15 protein-coding genes are annotated in these 18,649 nt (G+C 65.6%); 10 read left to right on the forward strand and 5 right to left on the reverse strand.

Annotation, left to right across the window (positions count from 1 at the left end; genetic code table 11):
* Positions 1 to 2: 2 nt before the first annotated feature.
* The gene (locus tag HV753_RS00540) at positions 3 to 1,517 is read right to left on the reverse strand and encodes an MFS transporter (protein WP_175172472.1); all 1,515 of its coding nucleotides are present in this window, start codon (positions 1,515 to 1,517) and stop codon (positions 3 to 5) included.
* Between the two features lie 158 nt (positions 1,518 to 1,675).
* Here HV753_RS00540 and HV753_RS00545 point away from each other — a divergent pair, with 158 nt between their 5' ends.
* The 10 genes from HV753_RS00545 to HV753_RS00595 all read left to right on the forward strand — a co-directional run bounded on the left by HV753_RS00545 (position 1,676) and on the right by HV753_RS00595 (position 14,003).
* Positions 1,676 to 2,560 (forward strand): LysR family transcriptional regulator, encoded by an 885-nt coding sequence (locus HV753_RS00545; RefSeq protein ID WP_175172473.1) that lies wholly within the window; start codon positions 1,676 to 1,678, stop codon positions 2,558 to 2,560.
* Positions 2,561 to 2,680: 120 nt separating this feature from the next.
* Positions 2,681 to 3,226 (forward strand): TetR/AcrR family transcriptional regulator, encoded by a 546-nt coding sequence (locus HV753_RS00550; RefSeq protein ID WP_246288101.1) that lies wholly within the window; start codon positions 2,681 to 2,683, stop codon positions 3,224 to 3,226.
* Complete coding sequence (locus HV753_RS00555; protein ID WP_246288102.1) at positions 3,226 to 3,705, forward strand: PaaI family thioesterase; 480 nt, start codon at positions 3,226 to 3,228, stop codon at positions 3,703 to 3,705. Before HV753_RS00550 ends, HV753_RS00555 begins: the two co-directional genes overlap by 1 nt.
* A 74-nt stretch (positions 3,706 to 3,779) precedes the next feature.
* On the forward strand, positions 3,780 to 5,252 hold the full coding sequence (locus tag HV753_RS00560) for an amidase (RefSeq protein ID WP_175172476.1): 1,473 nt from the start codon (positions 3,780 to 3,782) through the stop codon (positions 5,250 to 5,252).
* 261 nt (positions 5,253 to 5,513) lie between these two features.
* Positions 5,514 to 7,133 carry a methyl-accepting chemotaxis protein gene (locus HV753_RS00565; RefSeq protein ID WP_175172477.1) on the forward strand — a complete coding sequence of 540 codons (1,620 nt, stop codon included), beginning with the start codon at positions 5,514 to 5,516 and terminating at the stop codon, positions 7,131 to 7,133.
* Between the two features lie 8 nt (positions 7,134 to 7,141).
* Positions 7,142 to 7,684: a chemotaxis protein CheW gene (locus tag HV753_RS00570; protein WP_175172478.1), complete on the forward strand. Its 543-nt coding sequence runs from the start codon at positions 7,142 to 7,144 to the stop codon at positions 7,682 to 7,684.
* Entirely contained in the window at positions 7,681 to 9,627 is a 1,947-nt protein-coding gene (locus HV753_RS00575) for a CheR family methyltransferase (RefSeq protein WP_425485863.1), read from the forward strand. The genes HV753_RS00570 and HV753_RS00575 overlap by 4 nt, the downstream gene beginning before the upstream one ends.
* Positions 9,624 to 11,933, forward strand: a complete 2,310-nt coding sequence (locus HV753_RS00585) for a hybrid sensor histidine kinase/response regulator (RefSeq protein ID WP_175172479.1) — start codon at positions 9,624 to 9,626, stop codon at positions 11,931 to 11,933. Before HV753_RS00575 ends, HV753_RS00585 begins: the two co-directional genes overlap by 4 nt.
* A complete protein-coding gene (gene cheB, locus HV753_RS00590) occupies positions 11,930 to 12,940 on the forward strand; it encodes a chemotaxis response regulator protein-glutamate methylesterase (RefSeq protein ID WP_175172480.1) in 1,011 nt (336 codons plus the stop codon). Before HV753_RS00585 ends, cheB begins: the two co-directional genes overlap by 4 nt.
* Before the next feature lie 34 nt (positions 12,941 to 12,974).
* Positions 12,975 to 14,003 carry a response regulator gene (locus tag HV753_RS00595; RefSeq protein ID WP_175172481.1) on the forward strand — a complete coding sequence of 343 codons (1,029 nt, stop codon included), beginning with the start codon at positions 12,975 to 12,977 and terminating at the stop codon, positions 14,001 to 14,003.
* 65 nt (positions 14,004 to 14,068) lie between these two features.
* Here HV753_RS00595 and HV753_RS00600 read toward each other — a convergent pair whose 3' ends face one another.
* The 4 genes from HV753_RS00600 to HV753_RS00615 are packed head-to-tail and all read right to left on the reverse strand — an operon-like array spanning position 14,069 to position 18,573.
* On the reverse strand, positions 14,069 to 15,724 hold the full coding sequence (locus tag HV753_RS00600; RefSeq protein WP_175172482.1) for an ABC transporter permease: 1,656 nt from the start codon (positions 15,722 to 15,724) through the stop codon (positions 14,069 to 14,071).
* Positions 15,725 to 15,765: 41 nt separating this feature from the next.
* Positions 15,766 to 16,701 carry an ABC transporter substrate-binding protein gene (locus HV753_RS00605; protein WP_217481423.1) on the reverse strand — a complete coding sequence of 312 codons (936 nt, stop codon included), beginning with the start codon at positions 16,699 to 16,701 and terminating at the stop codon, positions 15,766 to 15,768.
* 43 nt (positions 16,702 to 16,744) lie between these two features.
* Positions 16,745 to 17,455 (reverse strand): ABC transporter ATP-binding protein, encoded by a 711-nt coding sequence (locus HV753_RS00610; protein ID WP_175172484.1) that lies wholly within the window; start codon positions 17,453 to 17,455, stop codon positions 16,745 to 16,747.
* Positions 17,452 to 18,573, reverse strand: a complete 1,122-nt coding sequence (locus tag HV753_RS00615; RefSeq protein ID WP_175172485.1) for a porin — start codon at positions 18,571 to 18,573, stop codon at positions 17,452 to 17,454. The genes HV753_RS00610 and HV753_RS00615 overlap by 4 nt, the downstream gene beginning before the upstream one ends.
* Positions 18,574 to 18,649: the final 76 nt, after the last annotated feature.

Genomic DNA, 18,649 nt, shown 5'->3' on the forward strand with positions numbered 1-18,649 from the left:
GCTCAAGCGGGGGCGGCTACCGGATGCCGCCGCCCCAACAACGCATAGATGGCCAACGCGGTCAGCACCGCGATGCCCGACAAGGCGTACAGCACATGACGGAAGGCGTCGTCATAGCTTTGTTGCAGCAACGCGGACGCCCCTGGCAGCAGCGCGGCCGCCTCGCTTAATTGGCCCAGCGCTGCCCGGTTGGCGGCCATCAAGATCGCCTGGCCGTCAGTGGCCACCGGCAAGGCCGCCGTCAAGGGCACCTGGATCAGCAGCGCCAGCAAGGCGCTGACCACGGCGATCGCTACGCCGTCCGCCGACACGCGCACCGTATTGAAAATGCCGGTGGCCATGCCGACATTGCGCGGGTCGGCCACGCTGACGGCCATGGCGTCCATCAGGCCCCACGGGACGCCAATGCCGATGCCGATCAGGCTCATGGGCAGCCACAGGCCGGTGGCACCCGTCGCCATGACATTGGCCAACCAGACCAGGCCCACTGCCACGGCCAATAGACCGGACGCCGACAGCACACCGGGGTGGAACCAGCGCGTCAGCAACGCGGCCAGGAATGGCACGATCAGCAGCGGCGCGGCCAGGCCGATCATCAACTGTCCGGCGGCCAGGGCGCTGTAGCCGTCGATGCCGATGAAACGCCCCGGCAGCACGGCGATCAGCACGATGAACAGAAAGGCGGGCGAGGCGGCCAGCACCTGCACGCCCACAAAACGCGGGTCGCGGAACAGGCTCAGGTCCAGCATGGGCCGGGCAGTGCGGCGCTCCACGCGCACGAACACCACGGATAACAGGGCGGACGCCAGCAGGGCGCCGATGACTTGGGCGTTCGTCCAGCCGGCTTCCGGCGCCAGCAACATGCCGTAGGTGAACAGGCCCAGCGCGCCGGTGAAGCTGATGGCGCCTGGCCAGTCCAGCCGGCCGTGGGCGGCGCCCACGGCCGGCGGCACGCTCACGGCCACCATCGCGGCCCCCAGCACGCCGACGCCGCCCGTCGCCAGGAATACCCATTCCCAGCTTGCAGCCTGCACCATCCAGCCCGAGGCCAGGGGGCCGAACGACAGGCCGATGCCGAATGTCGTGCCCAGCAGACTGAAGGCGCGGGTACGTGCCACGCCGTGAAACAGCGGCGCCAATGACGACATGGCAGCAGCAAATGCGGCCGCGCCGCCCATGCCCTGCATCAGGCGCAGGAAGTCGATCCAGCCGGTGCTGGGCGCAAAGGGAATCACGAACGTCGCGGCGCAGAACCAGATCAGGCCCGCCAGCCAGACCCGGCGCGGGCCGTACAGATCGGTCAGGCTGCCCGACACCATGATGACGCTGCCGTACGCCAGGATGTAGCCGTTCAGGATCCAGTTCAGTTCCACCGGCGTCCCACCCAGCGCGTCGCTGATGGCCTGCAGGACCACGGCGGGGCCGGTAAAGCACAGCGGAATGAGTAGCGCCGTCAGACAGGCGGACAGGAGTTGCAGCCAGCGATGGCGTGGCGCAGCAGAGTGGAAGATAGGCATGGTGCTTGTCGGTAGATCCAAGAAGGAAGCGTCGCCGTGGTGCGAAAAATCGCGGCATGGCGACGGGATGACGGCAAGCTTAGGGGCCACTACATAAAAGAAAAATAGGCTAGGATTCCGAATATTCCGGATATTCATGTCCGCATTGGGAAAGAGCGATGGACAGTCTTGGCGGCATCGGCGTGTTCGTGCTGGTCGCGGAAACGCGCAGCTTTTCCGAAGCGGGAAGGGTGCTGGGCGTGTCGTCGTCCGCGGTTGGAAAAAGCGTGGCCCGGATGGAAGAGCGGCTGAAGGTGCGGCTATTCCATCGCAGCACGCGCCATATCGCGCTGACGCCAGAGGGGGAGAAATTCCTGGAACGTTGCCGCCGCATCCTGTGCGAAGTCGAAGCCGCCGAGCTGGAACTATCCGAAGCGACAGACGCCCCGCACGGCAAGTTGCGGGTCAGCCTGCCGCGCTACAGCGGGCTGTTTGATGCCGCCATCGCCAGCTTCATGCGCCAGTATCCCGACGTGGAACTGGATCTGGATTTCACGGATCGCATGGTGGATGTGATCGGCGAAGGCTTTGATGCCGTGGTCCGGACTGGCGAGATGGATGACTCCGGTCTGAAGCGCCGCCGCCTGGGTCCGTTTCGGCGGGTGCTGGCCGCATCGCCGGATTACCTGCGGCTGCACGGCACGCCCAAGCGCGCCACCGACCTGTTGCGCCACGCTTGCCTGCACTATCGCTATCCGGCGACGGGCCGGCTGGAGAAGTGGCCCTTGAGACTGGGGCCGGACGCGCCATCGCCGGACTTGCCGCTGACGCTGGTCTGCAACAGCGTCGAAATGCGGATATCGCTGGCGGTGGGCGGGCAGGGCATTGTCTGCCTGCCGGACTTCACGATCCGCCGTGAACTGGCGGCGGGTCAGTTGCAGATCGTGATGGAAGACCGCACGCGCGGCAGCGGCACGATGTGGGTGCTTTGGCCTGCCAGCCGCCATGCGTCGCCCAAGTTGCGGGTATTCGTCGACCATCTGGCGCAGCATCTGTTTCCCTGAATCCCGGGCGCCTGTCTTGTTGGATGATGATCGTCATATTAATATGACGACCATCATCCAATGGCAGGGCCAGCCATGCGCTACGACAACGGACATAAGCGGCAAACGCGGATACGCATCTTGAAGACGGCAGCGGATGCCGTGCGCGCCGAAGGCCCCGACAGAGTGGGCGTGGCCACGATCATGCGGCAGGCCGGTTTGACGCATGGCGGCTTCTACGCGCATTTCGATTCCAAGGACGCGCTGGTCGAGGCCTCGATCGAACATATGTTCGACGAGACATTGGCGCGCGCGCAGCGTCGGATGGAAAGGCGCACGCCGGTCGAAGGCCTGGCGGCCTACATCGACAGCTATCTCTCGCCGGCCCATTGTGAGGCGCGCGCCCACGGCTGCCCGCTGGTGGCGCTGGCCGCTGATCTGCCACGCCAGTCCGACACGTGCCGCGAGGCCTATGCCATCGGCGCGCGCCGCTTGATGCAGGCCCTGGCGGACAGGCTGGCCGAGGCCGGCTATCCCGAATCCGAACCGCTGGCCCGCTCGGTCCTGGCTGAACTGGTTGGCTCGGTTTCCCTGGCCCGTTGCGAAACCGATGCGCAACGGGCGAATGCCATGCTGGCGGACGCCCGCCGGCTCTTGAAGGCCCGGCTGGGCCTGGAGCAATGCTGATGACCTCTCCCTCGACTCCCCAACGTGAACCCAGTCTGGTCGACGAGACCGGCGCGGGCCTGGACGGCCTGGCGCAGTTGCGCGCCTTGCTGGCGTCCGGGCGCAAGCCGGGCATCATGGTGACCCTGGATTTTGACTTTGTTGAAGTAGAAGTCGGCCGCGCGGTCTTCGCGGGCACCCCGGGGCCGCAGGCCTACAACCCCATCGGCACCGTGCATGGCGGATATGCCGCCACGTTGCTGGATTCCGCTTGCGGCTGCGCCGCGCATTCGCAATTGTCGGCCGAGCAGGCCTACACCACGCTAGAGTTGAAAGTGGCCTATCACAAGGCCATCACGCGCCATAGCGGCCTGCTGCGAGCGGAAGGCCGGGTCTTGTCGATGGGCCAGCGGGTGGCCTACGCCGAAGCCAAATTGACGGACGCGCAGGGTCGGTTGCTGGCATCGGCCACGTCCACCTTGCTGGTGTTCGCACGGTGAGTCGGGTTTGCGTAGTATGTCGGTGGCGCTGGCGGTTGATCGCGAGCGTCCATAACGACAACTAGGAGACCTGCATGACCCTCGCCGCTTCCGCCAGCCTGAATCCCATCGTCGCCATGCCAGCGCATGCCTTGTCGGATGCGATCCGGCAACGTCAGCTGTCTTGTGTCGAGGTCATGAGCGCCTATCTGGCGCATATCGATGGCACGAATCCCAAGATCAACGCCATCGTTGCGCGACGCGAACCTGAGGCGTTGTTGGCCGAGGCCGCTGAACGCGATGCGCAACTGGCGGCGGGGCAATGGCTGGGCTGGATGCACGGCATGCCGCAGGCTCCGAAAGACCTGACCGCGGTGCGCGGCATGGTCACGTCGATGGGGTCGCTGGTCTATAAGGATGTTGTCACGCCGCATGATTCCATCATCGTCGAGCGCATGCGGGCGTCTGGCGCCATCTTCATCGGCCGCAGCAACGTGCCGGAATTCGGCTTGGGTTCGCATACCTATAACCGGGTCTATGGCACCACGGGCAACCCCTATGATCCCTCCAAGACCGCCGGCGGCAGCAGCGGCGGCGCGGCCGCCGCGCTGGCAGCCCGCATGCTGCCCGTGGCCGACGGCAGTGATTTCGGCGGGTCGCTGCGTAACCCGGCGGCCTTCTGCAACGTCTACGGCATGCGTCCATCGGCAGGCCGCGTGCCTTTCGGCCCGTCGCCGGAAGTGTTCCTGAAGCAACTGTCCTACGAAGGGCCGATGGGCCGGACGCCGCGCGACGTGGCGTTGCTGATGTCGGTGATGGCAGGGCACGACAAGCGCTCGCCGTTGTCGTTGCGGGACGATCCGGCCCAGTTCGCCGCCCCGTTGGACGCCGACATGCGCGGCAAGCGCATCGGCTGGCTGGGCGACTGGAACGGCTACCTGGCGATGGAACCGGGCATTCTGGACTTGTGCTCCCAGGGCCTCGCTGCGCTGGAATCCACGGGTTGCGATGTGGTCGATTACCAGGTGCCGTTCGCCGGTGACCGGCTGTGGCGCATCTGGCTGGCGCATCGCCATCTGATGGTGGGCGGCCAGTTCCACGCCTTGGTTCAGAATCCTGAAACGCGCAAGCTGCTCAAACCGGCGCTGATCTGGGAAGTAGAGGGGCTGGATGGCATGACGGCACGACAGGTCTATCAGGCCACTGAAGAGCGTAGCGCCTGGTATCAGACCGTGTTGCGCATGTTCGATGACGTGGATTTCCTAGCCGTGCCTTCGGCTCAGGTCTTCCCGTTTGACGCGGCGTTGGACTGGCCCAAGCAGATTGCCGGACGCCCCATGGACACCTATCACCGCTGGATGGAGACGGTAACGCCCTGGACGCTGGCGGGCTGCCCGGTGATCAGCGTGCCCGTGGGGTTCAACGCGCAGGGCTTGCCAATGGGGATGCAACTGGTGGGGCCACCGCAGGCCGACCGGGACGTCCTGTGTTTGGCGCAGGCCTATGAACAGGCCAATGACTGGGTAGGGGCCCGGCCGCCGGAAGCCCTGTGGCGGGATCCGGCCTGATAGCCACACTGGTACGCTCTGTCACCGCAAAATACAAGGGCTTGTAAGCATGCTTTGCTTTTTTAAGACGAACCTAGCCCTTTCCCAAGGGTTTCCCTTGTATTTTCGTGGCTGACAGGCCAAGCCTTTGCAATAATTAGAGAATATCTCCACATCCCGTCATCTACGGGGTGGATACGCGCGGTAGCGCGTCCGATCGGATCGTTCAGGGGCGTCCCGTTGGGGCGTTGAAGCGTTGAACCAGCACAAAGGTCTCCCGGCATGAAGAATCTGACACTCCGCCAGCGCATCCTGGCCAGCTTCCTGGTCATCCTGGCCATCATGGCGTTGATGGTGGTGGTGGATTACCGGCGCCTGCTGCATATCGAGGCCGAAGTGGCCACGATCAATACCGATGCCGTGCCCGGCATTTATCACAGCACCACCATCCGCGCGTCATGGTTTGCGGGCTTCGTGGTGGTGCAGGATGCCTACAACTCGGATACGGAGCAGGAACGCCGCGCGGCCCTGGATACCTTGCCGGCCAACGATCAGCTGTTGGCAGAGAGCATCGAGCTGTACCGTCGCACGATTTCGCGCGCCGAAGACCAGAAGATGTTCGGTGACTTTGAAGCGGAATTGAAGGAGTACAAACGCATCCGCGCAAACATCTTGTCGCTAGCCGCGGCGGGTGACTTGCAGCAGGTGCAGGCGCGCATCAAGACTGAACTGCGGCCCGCCTTCTACAAGGGGCGCGACATCCTGGCCAAGATGGTGGCCGAAAACAAGCAGCAGGCCGACGAATCCGCCATCAACATTCAGAAGTCCGTGGATACGGCCGAAGCCGGCATGCTGGTTTCGCTGGCCCTGGCCATTGCCGCCGCCATCGTGTGCGGCTTCCTGTTGATGCGGGCCATCGCCAATCCGATGCGTGACATCGTGAAGACGCTGGAAGCCACTGGCGGCGGCGATCTGACGCGCCGTCTGTCGCTGGCGCGCAAGGATGAATTCAACGCCATCGAATTGGGCTTCAACGGCATGGTTGATGAATTGACCGGACTGGTCGGCAAGACCCAGCGTTCGGCCGTGCAGGTCGCCACCTCGGTGACCGAGATCGCGGCAACGTCCAAGCAGCAGCAGGCCACCGCGTCGGAAGTGGCGGCCACCACGACCGAGATCGGCGCGACCTCGCGTGAGATTTCGGCGACCTCGCGCGAATTGGTGCGCACCATGACTGAAGTGTCCAGCGCCGCCGAGCAGACCGCATCGCTGGCGGGCAGTGGGCAGGTCGGGTTGGCGCGCATGGAAGACACGATGCGCAATGTGGTCGGCGCGGCAGGGTCGGTCAATGCCAAGCTGGCTATCCTGAACGAGAAAGCCGGCAATATCACGCAAGTGGTCACGACCATCACGAAGGTGGCTGACCAGACCAACCTGTTGTCGCTGAACGCGGCGATCGAGGCCGAGAAGGCCGGCGAGTATGGGCGCGGTTTCGTGGTGGTGGCGACAGAGATCCGCCGTCTGGCCGACCAGACCGCCGTGGCCACCTATGACATCGAGCAGATGGTGCGCGAGATCCAGTCATCGGTATCGGCCGGTGTGATGGGCATGGACAAGTTCTCGGAAGAGGTGCGTCGCGGCATGGCCGACATGCAGCAGGTGGGCGACCAGCTGTCGCAGATCATCCAGCAGGTGCAGACGCTGGCGCCGCGCGTGCAGATGGTCAATGAAGGCATGCAGGCGCAGGCGACCGGCGCCGAACAGATCAACCAGGCGTTGCAGCAATTGAGCGACGCCGCCCAGCAGACGGTGGAGTCCTTGCGCCAGTCCAGCTTGGCGATTGAAGAGCTGACGCTGGTTGCCAACGACTTGCGCAGCGGCGTGTCGCGCTTCAAGGTGTGATGCCCGTCATGGCGGAACTAGCCGCTTCTTCGTCCCAGCCAAGCGCCGCTCTTGCTGCGGCGCGGCGGCTGTACCTGCTGTTTCGCATCGGCGAAGACCGCTATGCGCTGGACGCGGGCGATGTCGTCGAGGTTCTGGGGCTGCGCGCCTTGAAGCAGGTGCCCGGCACCCCTCCTTGGGTGGCCGGGATGATGGACCGGCGCGGCGAGCCCGTGCCCGTGATCGACATGAGCGCGTTGGCGGGCAATGGGGCGGCGGTTGCCGTGACCAGCACGCGATTGGCGTTGGTGCGCTACCGGCCGGATGCCCTTGCGGATGGACGCTTGCTGGGTCTGATTCTGGAGCAGGCGACCGAGACGGTGCATTACGACCCGGCGGCTTTCCGGCCATATGGCCTGGACAACCCTGATGCCCGCTATCTGGGGCCGGTGCTGAGCGACGCGCGCGGCATGGTGCAGGCCGTCAAGGTTGAGGACCTGCTGCCCGCGTCGGTGCGGGCGCTGCTGTTCCCGGCAACGAGCGACAGCGGTGCAGACGGGGGCGGGACATGACCTTGGTCGACGAATTCAGTGCCTTGCTTAAGCGCAAGATGGGATTGGACAGCGGGTCCATCGGCAAGGCCGCCGTCGAACGTGCGGTGCGGCATCGCATGGGCGCCGTGAACGCCACGGACGAATACGATTATCTGATCCGGGTGCAGACATCGCCCACGGAAATGCAGCAGCTGATCGAGGCCGTGATCGTGCCGGAAACCTGGTTCTTCCGGTATCCGGAGTCGCAGACGGCGATGGCGGGGTTGGCCTGCGAACGTTTGTTTGCGGCAGGCGTCGCCGAAGACCGCGTGCTGCGCGTATTGAGCGTGCCGTGCTCCAGCGGCGAAGAGCCTTATTCCATCGCCATGGCTTTGCTGGACGCGGGGGTTCCCGCCGCGCGCTTCCAGGTGGATGCCGTGGACATCAGCCAACGCATGGTTGAATTCGCGCAACGCGCCGTGTACGGCCGCAATTCCTTCCGTGGCGACGACCTGGCTTATCGTGACCGGCACTTCACTGAGACGGCCGATGGCTATCAGTTGTCGGCGATGGTCAGGGAAGGGGTCCGCTTCCAGCAGGGCAATCTGTTTGACGCCAATCTGTTGCTGGGTGCGGCGCCCTATGACTTCGTGTTCTGTCGCAACCTGCTGATCTACTTCGACACGGCGACGCAAGAACGGGCAGTGCAGGTATTGCGGCGCTTTACGCGCGGTGACGGCATCATCTTCGTGGGGCCGGCTGAAACCAGCCTGCTGACCGCACGCCGCCTGCCCATCGTGCCGGCGGCGCGGTCTTTCGCCTTCCTGGCGCAGGCCATGCCGCCACCCGTTGAGGTGTTCACGCCGGCCAAGCCTATCGTCCATGCCTGGACGCCGCCCCGCAGGCCGGTGGCGCCGCCGCCGCCGGCACGCCTGCCTTTGCCGCATGCCGCGATCCCGCCCGTGCCCGCCGCTCCCGTGGAGGCGCCCGGCGCTTCCCGTGCCGACGTTTCCTTGCGCCAGATCGAGGCAATGGCCGATCAAGGCCGCTTGCAGGAGGCCCTGGTGCAGTGCCGGGTGCACCTTGAAGTGCATGGCGCCAGCGCAGATGCTTTGCATCTGCTGGGCTTGCTGCAAGACGCGGCGGGCGACGCGCGCGAGGCGCAGGCGGCCTACCGCAAGGCGTTGTACCTGGACCCCACCCATCGCGAAGCACTGCTGCACCTGGCTGCGCTGATCGCGTCGGCAGGTGACGTTGAAGGCGCCCGCCGACTTCAGGCGCCCGCCGACTTCAGGCGCGCGCAGCGCGAGAGGAGGCTCGACGTGAGTGAATCCATCGCGCTGTTGTCCGAGGTGGACGACTGCTGGAACCGCATCGGCATACGCGGCGACAAAAGCTGCGGGCAACTGTCCGGCTATGTGCATTGCCGCAATTGCCCGGTGTACGCAACCGCCGCCAAGCGAATCCTGGACCGCTTGCCGCCGCAAATGGATGTGCAAGACCACGAACCGGTAACGAGCGAAAGCCGCAGGCTGTCGTCGTTGCTGGTGTTCCGCCTGAGCCGGGAATGGCTGGGACTGCCCACGCGCGCGTTGGACGAAGTGGCCAGCACGCGCATGATCCTGACGCTGCCGCATCGGCGCGACCCGGCCGTGCTGGGCGTGACCAACGTGCGCGGCACCCTGACTGTCTGTGTGTCGTTGGCGCGTCTGCTTGGCCTGGATTCGCCGCCAGTGGATACGCGCGAACGCGCTGCCGCGCGCATGTTGATTTTCGGCGGCGCGGGCCGGGCGGTGGTGTTGCCGGTCGATGAAGTGGAAGGGATTCATGCCGTGGACCTGGACGTACTTGAGCCGCTGCCGGCGACCGTGGAAGGCGCAAGCCTGAAATATTCGCGCGGCGTGGTGCGCTGCGCAGACCGCAGCGTGGGCGTATTGGACGAGAGTCTGCTGATGCAAGCTTTGGAACGGAGCCTGGCGTGAACCCGGACCAGATGCGCGACGCTTCGCTCCTTGAGCTTTTCCAGCTTGAGACCCGCACGCAGGTGCAGGTGCTGAACAACGGCCTGCTGGCGCTGGAGCACGACCCGACGTCGGCGGCCCAGCTTGAAGCCTGCATGCGCGCGGCCCATTCACTGAAGGGCGCGGCCCGCATTGTGGACCTGCACCCGGCAGTGCGCATCGCGCACGCCATGGAAGACTGTCTGGTGGCCGCGCAGGAAGGGCGTCTGCGCTTGCAGGCGACCGACATCGATGCCTTGCTGTTGGGCACGGACCTTTTGCAGCGCGTGGCCACGCCCGGGGTTGAGCTGGGCGCCGAAATCGACGACCTGGTTACCCGCCTGAGCAATGCGCCCAATGCGCCGCCCGCGCCACCGGCCAAACCGCCAGCGCCGCCCCGGCCTTCGGATTTCTTGCCGCCCATTCAACGGTTCGACGACCCGCCGCCTGCCGCGCCTACGCCGCCAACTCCGCCTGCGGCCACGGCCGCCTCTGCGCAGGCGCTGGTGCGCCGAAGCTCCGATCAGGGGCTCTCCGATGGCGAGCGCGTGTTGCGCGTTACCGCGGACACGCTGAACAAACTGCTGGGCCTGTCCAGCGAGACGTTGGTGGAGTCGCATTGGATCGGGCCGTTCAGCGCGTCCATGCTGCGCCTGCGGCGCATGCAGTCCGGCGCGGCGCAGGCGCTGGACGGCGTGCGTGCGGCGTTGATGGGTCAGCACGTGGATGCGCGGGTCCAGGCTGCGTTGGACGATGCGCAACGCATCGTCGAGCAATGCCAACAAGAAATGACGCAACGTACCAGCGAGGTCGACGAATTCGGCTGGCGCATGAGCCATCTGACGCAGCGGCTGTACGACACGGCGCTGGCTTGCCGGATGCGGCCTTTCGGCGACGGGTTGGGCGGCATGGCCCGCATGGTGCGCGACCTTGGGCGTTCGCTGGGCAAGCAGGTGCGCCTGGAGATCGAGGGCGACGCCACTCAGGTGGACCGCGACATCCTGGAAAAGCTGGATGCGCCGCTGATGCATCTGCTGCGCAATGCGGTGGACCACGGCATCGAAATGCCGATGGACCGCATGGACGCGGGCAAGTCGCCGGAAGGCCTGATCAAGCTGTCGGCGCGGCATGCGGCCGGCATGCTGCTGATCGAACTCAGCGACGACGGTTCGGGTATTTCGCTGGACCGGCTGCGGGTTGAAGTGGTGCAGCGCAAGCTGACGAACGCCGAGACGGCGGCGCGGCTGAGCGAGGCAGAACTGCTGGAATTCCTGTTCCTGTCGGGCTTCAGCACTCGCGGCGAAGTGACTGAAATCTCGGGGCGCGGCGTGGGTCTGGATGTGGTGCAGACCATGGTGCGGCAACTGCGTGGGGCCGTGCGGATTCATCAGACGACGGGGCAGGGCACGCGCTTCGTGCTGGAAATGCCCTTGTCTCTGTCAGTCGTGCGCAGCCTGCTGGTGGAAGTGCAGGACGAGATCTACGCCTTCCCGCTGGCGTATGTCAGCCACGCCCTTCAGGTGCGCTCGGAAGACATCGAACAATTGGAAGGCCATCAGCATTTCCGTTTCATGGGCAAGCAGATCGGCTTGGTGTCGGCCCGCCAGATTCTGCGGGCGGGAGAGCCGGCGGCCTCCGTGGAGTCGGTGGCCGTCGTGGTCGTGGGGGATCACGACAAGCTGTACGGCATCGCCGTGGACCGCTATGTAGGCGAGCGCACGCTGGTGGTGCAGCCGCTGGACCCGCGGTTGGGCAAGGTGCAGGATGTCATGGCCGGGTCCTTGATGGACGACGGCACGCCGTTGCTGATCCTGGACGTCGAAGACATGCTGTTGTCGGTTCAGAAATTGATCGAAGGCGGGCGCCTGACGCGCGTGGATGGTGGCGGCCCCGTGATTCAGGCTCGCCGCCGCAAGCGCGTGCTGGTGGTGGACGATTCCCTGACGGTGCGCGAACTGGAACGCAAGCTGCTGCTGAACCGGGGGTTTGAAGTGGCCGTGGCGGTGGACGGCATGGACGGCTGGAATATGCTGCGCAGCGAGGATTTCGACCTGGTCGTGACCGACGTCGACATGCCGCGCATGGACGGCATTGAACTCGTGTCGCGCATCAAGGCGGACCCCAGGTTGAAAAGCCTGCCGGTAATGGTAGTGTCATACAAAGACCGCGAAGAAGACAGGCGGCGCGGGCTGGATGCCGGCGCCGACTACTATTTGGCCAAGGGCAGCTTCCACGACGATGCGCTGCTTGATGCCGTCGAAGACTTGATCGGAAAGGCACTGACGTGAGAATCGGGATCGTCAACGATCTGCAAATGGCGGTGGAAACCCTGAGGCGCGCGATTGCGCTGGAACCGGGGCTGGAAGTCGCTTGGGTGGCCGCCAACGGTGAACAGGCCGTGGCGCAGTGCGCGCGCGACCGCCCTGACGTGGTGCTGATGGACTTGATCATGCCGGTGATGGACGGCGTGGAAGCCACGCGCCGCATCATGGCGGAATCGCCTTGCGCCATTGTCGTGGTGACGGCCGATGTGGCCCGGCACACCTCGCGCGTCTTCGATGCCATGGGATACGGCGCGCTGGATGCCGTGGATACCCCAGTGGTGGGCGGCGCCGACATGCGCAGCGCCGCCGGGCCGCTGCTGCGCAAGATCCGCAATATCGGCTGGTTGATTGGCCGCTACGGCAACCGCCCGGCGTTGACGCCGGTGGACAAGATGGCGCCCCGGCAGACCTCGCAACGTTTGCTCGTCATCGGGGCATCGGCCGGCGGTCCCGCGACCCTGGCGCAGTTGCTGCGCGATGTGCCGCTGGACTTTCCCGCAGGCATTGTGCTGGTGCAGCATGTGGACGCCTCGTTTGCGGCGGGCATGGCGGATTGGCTGAACGATCAGGTGTTGTTGCCCGTTCGGCTGGTACGGGAAGGCGAACGGCCGTTACCCGGCCAGATTCTGCTGGCCGGCACCGACGACCATCTGCATTTGTTGGCCGATGGCACACTGCGGTATACGGAAGACCCCAAGGAAAGCCTGTACCGGCCCTCCATCGACGTGTTCTTCCATAGCGTGGCGCAGCACTGGCGCGGCATGGCGGTGGGGGTGCTGTTGACCGGCATGGGGCAGGATGGCGCGCGCGGGCTGAAAGCCCTGCGCGAACGCGGATGCCTTACCATCGCCCAGGACCAGGCCACCAGCGCCGTGTATGGCATGCCCAAAGCGGCGGCGGCCATACAGGCGGCGGTGGAAATCAGACCATTGGACCAAATCGCTTTCCGCTTGATCCAGGCATTTGCCTGAGCGGCCCGATATTGCTAGACATCAAGGAATTACTATGCACCCTCCCATTGACAGCTCGGCCTCCGCGGATCTCAATTCGCACGCGGCCATGGTGCTGCTCGTCGACGACCAGGTCATGGTCGGCGAGGCGATCAGACGGGCTCTGGCGACGGAGGGCAACATTGATTTCCACTATTGCTCGGATCCCTACAAGGCGTTGACGGTAGCGATCCAGACACGGCCTACCGTCATCTTGCAGGACTTGGTGCTGCCGGGCGTGGATGGCTTGAGCCTGGTCCAGGAATACCGCAACCATCCCGTCACGCGCGACATCCCGATCATTGTGTTGTCCACCAAGGAAGATCCCGCCATCAAGAGCGCGGCCTTTGCGGCGGGCGCCAACGACTACCTGGTGAAACTGCCCGATTCCATCGAGCTGGTGGCGCGCATCCGCTACCACTCGCGTTCGTATCTGGCGCTGGTGCAGCGCGACGAGGCCTATCAAGCCCTGCGCCAAAGCCAGCAGCAGTTGCTGGAAAGCAATATGGAACTGCGCCGCCTGACCAATTCAGACGGGCTGACCGGCCTGGGCAACCGCCGCTATTTTGACGAATACCTCAACGCGGAATGGCAGCGCGCGCGCCGCGACGGCCGTGAGATCAGTATGTTGATGATCGACGTGGACCACTTCAAGTCCTACAACGACACCTACGGCCACATCGCGGGCGACGAAGCGTTGAAGCGCGTGGCCAACACGATTTTTGCCAGTTGCGACCGATCCACTGACCTCGCGGCCCGTTTTGGCGGCGAGGAATTCGCGCTGGTGCTGCCGGGCACGCCTGCGGGTAGCGCACGGCTGGCGGCGGAAAAACTGCGCCGCGCCGTCGAGGCCATGCAGATTCCGCAAAAGGACACGGGGTCCGGGCCTTGGCTGACGGTCAGCATCGGCACGGCCACGGCCGTGCCCACCCAAGACCAGCCATGCACCGACCTGATCCAGGTGGCCGATCGGGGGCTGTATCAAGCCAAGCGCCAGGGGCGCAACCGTGTCGTGCCTGGCCAGATGCAGCCCGTGGCGGAATAGGCAACGGGCTGGCCCTGCTTGGCGCCAGCCCGCCGTCACCTGCCTTGCCGCGGCGTTTGCCGCGATCAGGCCGGTTGCCGCCGACGGATCAACGTGGCGGCCAGCATCAGCGTCAAGCTGACGCCCACGGCCACGGCGGCCATCGCCATGCCTTCACCCACCGACCCTTGCTCGAACTGGCGCCAGACGTAGATGGACACCGTCTGCACGCCGGCGGGCGCCAGCAGCAGCGACGTGACCAGTTCCCGCGAGGCCACCGCAAACACCATCAGCATCGACGCGGCCAGGCCTGGCAGCACCAACGGCAACACGATGCGCCGCAGGGCCTGCGCGGCGTTGGCGCCATGCACGCGCGCGGCGGCTTCCAGGTTGGCGCCGATCTGCGATAGCGCCGCGCTGACATAGCGCACCGGATAGGGCAGCAGCAGGCAGGTGTAGGACAGCAGCAGAATGCCCCAGGTGCCGTAAGGCGTGGCGGGCCAGAACGGCTGGTTCCATGCCAGGATCAACCCCACGCCCACCACCACGCCCGGCAGCGCGGCGGGCAGCAACGCCAAGCCGTCGATGATGGCGGCACCCGGCACGTGCTTGCCGGCCACGCACCAGGCAGCCAGCAGACCCACGGCGCCCGCAAGCAAAGCGGTGCCGGTTGCCAGTGACAGACTGGTCGACAGCGCTTCCCAGGCTTCGCCGCGTGCGTCGAACAAGGCGGCGAAGTTGGCCAGTGTCAGATTGCCAGGAGACAAGCCGGCCGACACGTGGCGGGTGAACGCCGCGGCCAGCATGGAGGCCAGCGGGGCCGCCACCGCGATCAGGGCGACCGCAGCAAACAGCAGCGCGACCGGTACGCGCCAGGCGCCCAGGTGTCCTGGCGCCAGCGGCGCGGGTTTGCCCGTCATGGTTTCAAAGCCGCGCCCGGCGATGACCGCGCGCTGGATGGCATAGGCGGTCAGCGCCAGCGCCACCAGCACCAGCGATAGCAACGCCGCCCCGGGCAGGTCGATGGGCCAATCGGCCAACCGCCGTTCGATGGCGGTCGTCAGCACGGCCACGCCAGCTTGCGAGCCCAGCGCGGCGGGCACGCCGTATTCCTCGATGGCCAAGGTGAATGCCAGCAGCAGGCTGGCCGCGATGGCGGGTAGCGCCAGTGGCAATGTCACGCGCATGAATGCGCGCCAGGGGCTGGCGCCGAAGACGCGAGCCACGTCCGCCAGTCTTGCTCCGGTGGCGGCCATGCTGCGCGACACGGCGAAATACACCACCGGGAAGATGGCCAGTCCCATGGCCAGCGTCACGCCTGACGGCGAAAACAGCAGCGGGCCCAGGTTGAAGCCCGCCACTTGCTCCAGGTAACCGCGCGGTTGCAGCGCCATGGTCCAGGACAGCGCGGCGATATAGGGCGGCAGCAGGAAGGGCACCAGGAACACGGCGTCCCAGAACCGCGCCAGCGGCACCTGGAACAGCCCGCGCAGCGCACCCAGCGGGATGCCGATCAAGGCGCTGACGGCGGCAACGCCCAGGCCCAGTTTCAACGTGCCCGCCACCAAGGTCAGCGTGGCCGTATTGGCCAAGGTGGCGGACCAGGCGCCAAAGGGATTCCGCAGGGAGCCTTCGGCCAGGTGCGGGAAGATGGCCTGTAGACCGACAAAGGACATGGGCAGCGCGACGAGCACGCCCAGGGCGGCCAGGGTGGCGGCCGCCAGCAGGTATAGGCTTTTCATGTGAGGGGGAGGGATGCCGGGCAGGCCGGCATCCTGGCCTGTCAGTGTTGGCCGAACACGCGGCTGAATCGCGCCAGCACGTCGGCGCGGTTCGCGGGCGATGCCGCGCTGGCGTCAGGCAGCAGCGCCAGGTCCTTGAATACCGGGCGTTTGGCAGCCACGTCCTGGCGGGCGGGCATCAACCAGGCATCGGCGACGGCGCGCTGGCCATCTTCGGACAACACGTAATCGATGAACTGGCGGGCCTCGTCGGCGCGGCGGGCGGTCTTCAGGATCATCATGGGGCGCGGCGCGATGGCGGTGCCGCTGGAGGGGAAGATGACCTTGATGGATTCGCCCTTTTCGACGCTGGCGTAGGACACGTAGTCCACCGCGCCGAACACGGCGGCCTTGGCGCCTTGCAGCACCGGCGTCAGCGCTTGCGCATTGGGGCCGGAGATCGTCATGCCGTTGTCGCGCAGCGTTTCAAAGAGCTTCCAGGCGGCGTCGCCTTGGGCATTTTGCAGGCCCAGCAGCAAGTCCAGCGAGGCGCCCGACAGCGCGGGGTCCGGCATGGTCACCGCTTGCTTGAACTTGGGACCGGTCAGGTCGGCCCAGTCGCGCGGTTCCGGGGTGTCGCTGCTGGTGTTCCAGACGATGCCCAGCGCCGAAATACCTTGCGCCACATAAGTCGGCGCTTTGAAACGCGCGGGCACCTGGGCGGCATTGGGGCTTTCATAGGCCATCAGCCAGCCGCGCTTGTCCAGGTCTTGCGCGGTGTCCCAGGACGCCGAAATCAGGACGTCGGCACGGGGGTTGGCGGCCTCGGCCTCCAGGCGTGCCATGACCTTGCCGGTGGTTGCCTGGAAGACGTCCACCTTGATGCCGGTCTTCTCCTGGAAGCCGGCAGCCAGTTGTTTGATCAGGCCGCCCGGGCCGGCGGTGTAGACAGTCAGCGCCTTGGCCTGGCCAGCGGCCAATCCGAATGAAAGCGTCATAAAGAGCGTTGCGAGGAGTTTGGAAAAGGGTGCGTGTGACATTTTAGGCAGTGTCCTTGTGATTGGCCACGAGATCGGCGATGCGGCCGTGCGCCATGCGGGCAATGGTGTGCGCCAGGGCATGGGCTTCTTCGTGGTCGTGCGTGACATAGACGGCGGTCGTGCCCAGACGGCGCAGCAGCGCGCCAATCTCGGTGCACAGCGATTCGCGCAGGGTGCGGTCCAGATTGGAAAGCGGCTCATCGAACAACAGCACGCGGGGGCGGGCAACGATGGCGCGGGCCAGCGCCACGCGCTGTTGCTGCCCGCCCGACAGTTCGCTGGGCCGGCGGGCAGCGTGTTCGTGCAAGCCCACCAGCGCCAGTGCTTCCTGCACCAGCGCGGGACGGGCACGCCGTGCCACGCCCCGCATTTCCAGCGGAAAACCCACGTTCTGCGCCACGGTCATGTGCGGCCATAGCGCGTAGTCCTGGAACACCATGCCCAGGCCTCGGCGTTCGGGCGGTTCATGGACGCGGGTGTCGCAGACGGCGGCGTCGCCGAACCGGATCCGGCCCTGTTGGGGGCGCAGCAGGCCGGCCAGCGATTTCAACAGCGTGCTCTTGCCGCAGCCCGAAGGCCCAAGCAAGGCCAGGACGGTGCCCGCGGGCACGTCCAGGTCTACGCCGTCCAGCACCGTGTGGCCGTTGAAGGCATGGCGCAGGCCGCGCACGGCGATGGCCGTGCCGCCGTTGCTGGAAGCGTGCGCGTTCAAAACCGATGCCGCATGCCGAGGTTCACGCCGAACTGGTTCTTGCCCGGTTCGACGTTGGCGCCGTACTTGCCGCCCAGCAGGCTCAAGGACGATTTGTCGTCGTTGATCGCGTAAGCCGCGACGGCATACAAGGTGGTGCGCTTGGACAGGTCGTATTCGTTGCCCAGCACGATCATGGTCGACTTCTGGCCCGAGCCGGCGGCTTGCACTGCCGGGCACACGCTGTTGTTCATGTCATCGCAGACGGCATCGTCCAAGTGATAGACGGCCGCTGACAGCCGCACATTGCCTTGCGGCTTGTAGGTGGCGCCCAGCCAGGTCATGTTGTTCTTGTAGTTGCGCTGCGTCAGCTTCTGCTCCAGCCAGCGGTAGCCGGCGTAGAGCTTGAAACCGTCAAAGTCGTAGGACAGGCCGGCGACGATGCGGTCCTCGCGGTTGTCGCTATTGGCGCCGGCCTTGGGTTTGTCCGCGTTCTTCGAGTGATACAGCAGGCCGGCGTCCAGGCCGCCCGACTGATAGCGCAGGCCGCCGCCCACCATGCGTCCCAGCGTCTTGTCGCTGAAGGACTGCTCGTTGTTCCAGCCAAAACTGTAGTAGCCGCCGATCGAAACGGGGCCCAGCTTGCCCACGTACATGACGGCGTTGTCGGTGCGATCCGAGAACGCGGCATCCGGGCGCTTGATCGAGAAGTTGGCGTTGTCGAACGGGTTGTACTTGCTCATCCATTCGATCATCAGCGTGTTGTGGCGGCCCAGCGTCAGGCGGCCCAGGCTGTTGCTGGAGAGGCCGACGTAGGCTTGGCGGCCGAAGAGGCGGCCGCCTTGCAAGGTGTTGCCGTTGTCGGAGTCAAAGCCATTTTCAAGAACGAAGATGGCAGAGGCGCCATCGCCCAGGTCTTCGGAGCCCTTGAGGCCCCAGCGCGATCCGCTCAGGTTGCCGGTGCTCAGGCTGGTTTTGCTATTGCCGCCGGGTCCGTTGCTGACGTATTGCAGGCCGGTGTCGATCAGCCCATACAGCTGGACCGACGTGGTGGCGGGGGCGGCCTGCACAAGGGCGGGGGCCAGTTGGAAGACGGACAGGCAGGCGCCAGCCGCCGCGATGCGGAGAGTCGATTTCATAAACGAAGTCCTCTTTGGGATTCAATCGGAATCGACACTCTAGGGACGTGTTGCTACACGTCGATGACACGCGCGG

The organism is Achromobacter pestifer (assembly GCF_902859625.1).
GTDB classification, from domain to species: Bacteria; Pseudomonadota; Gammaproteobacteria; order Burkholderiales; family Burkholderiaceae_B; genus Achromobacter; species Achromobacter pestifer.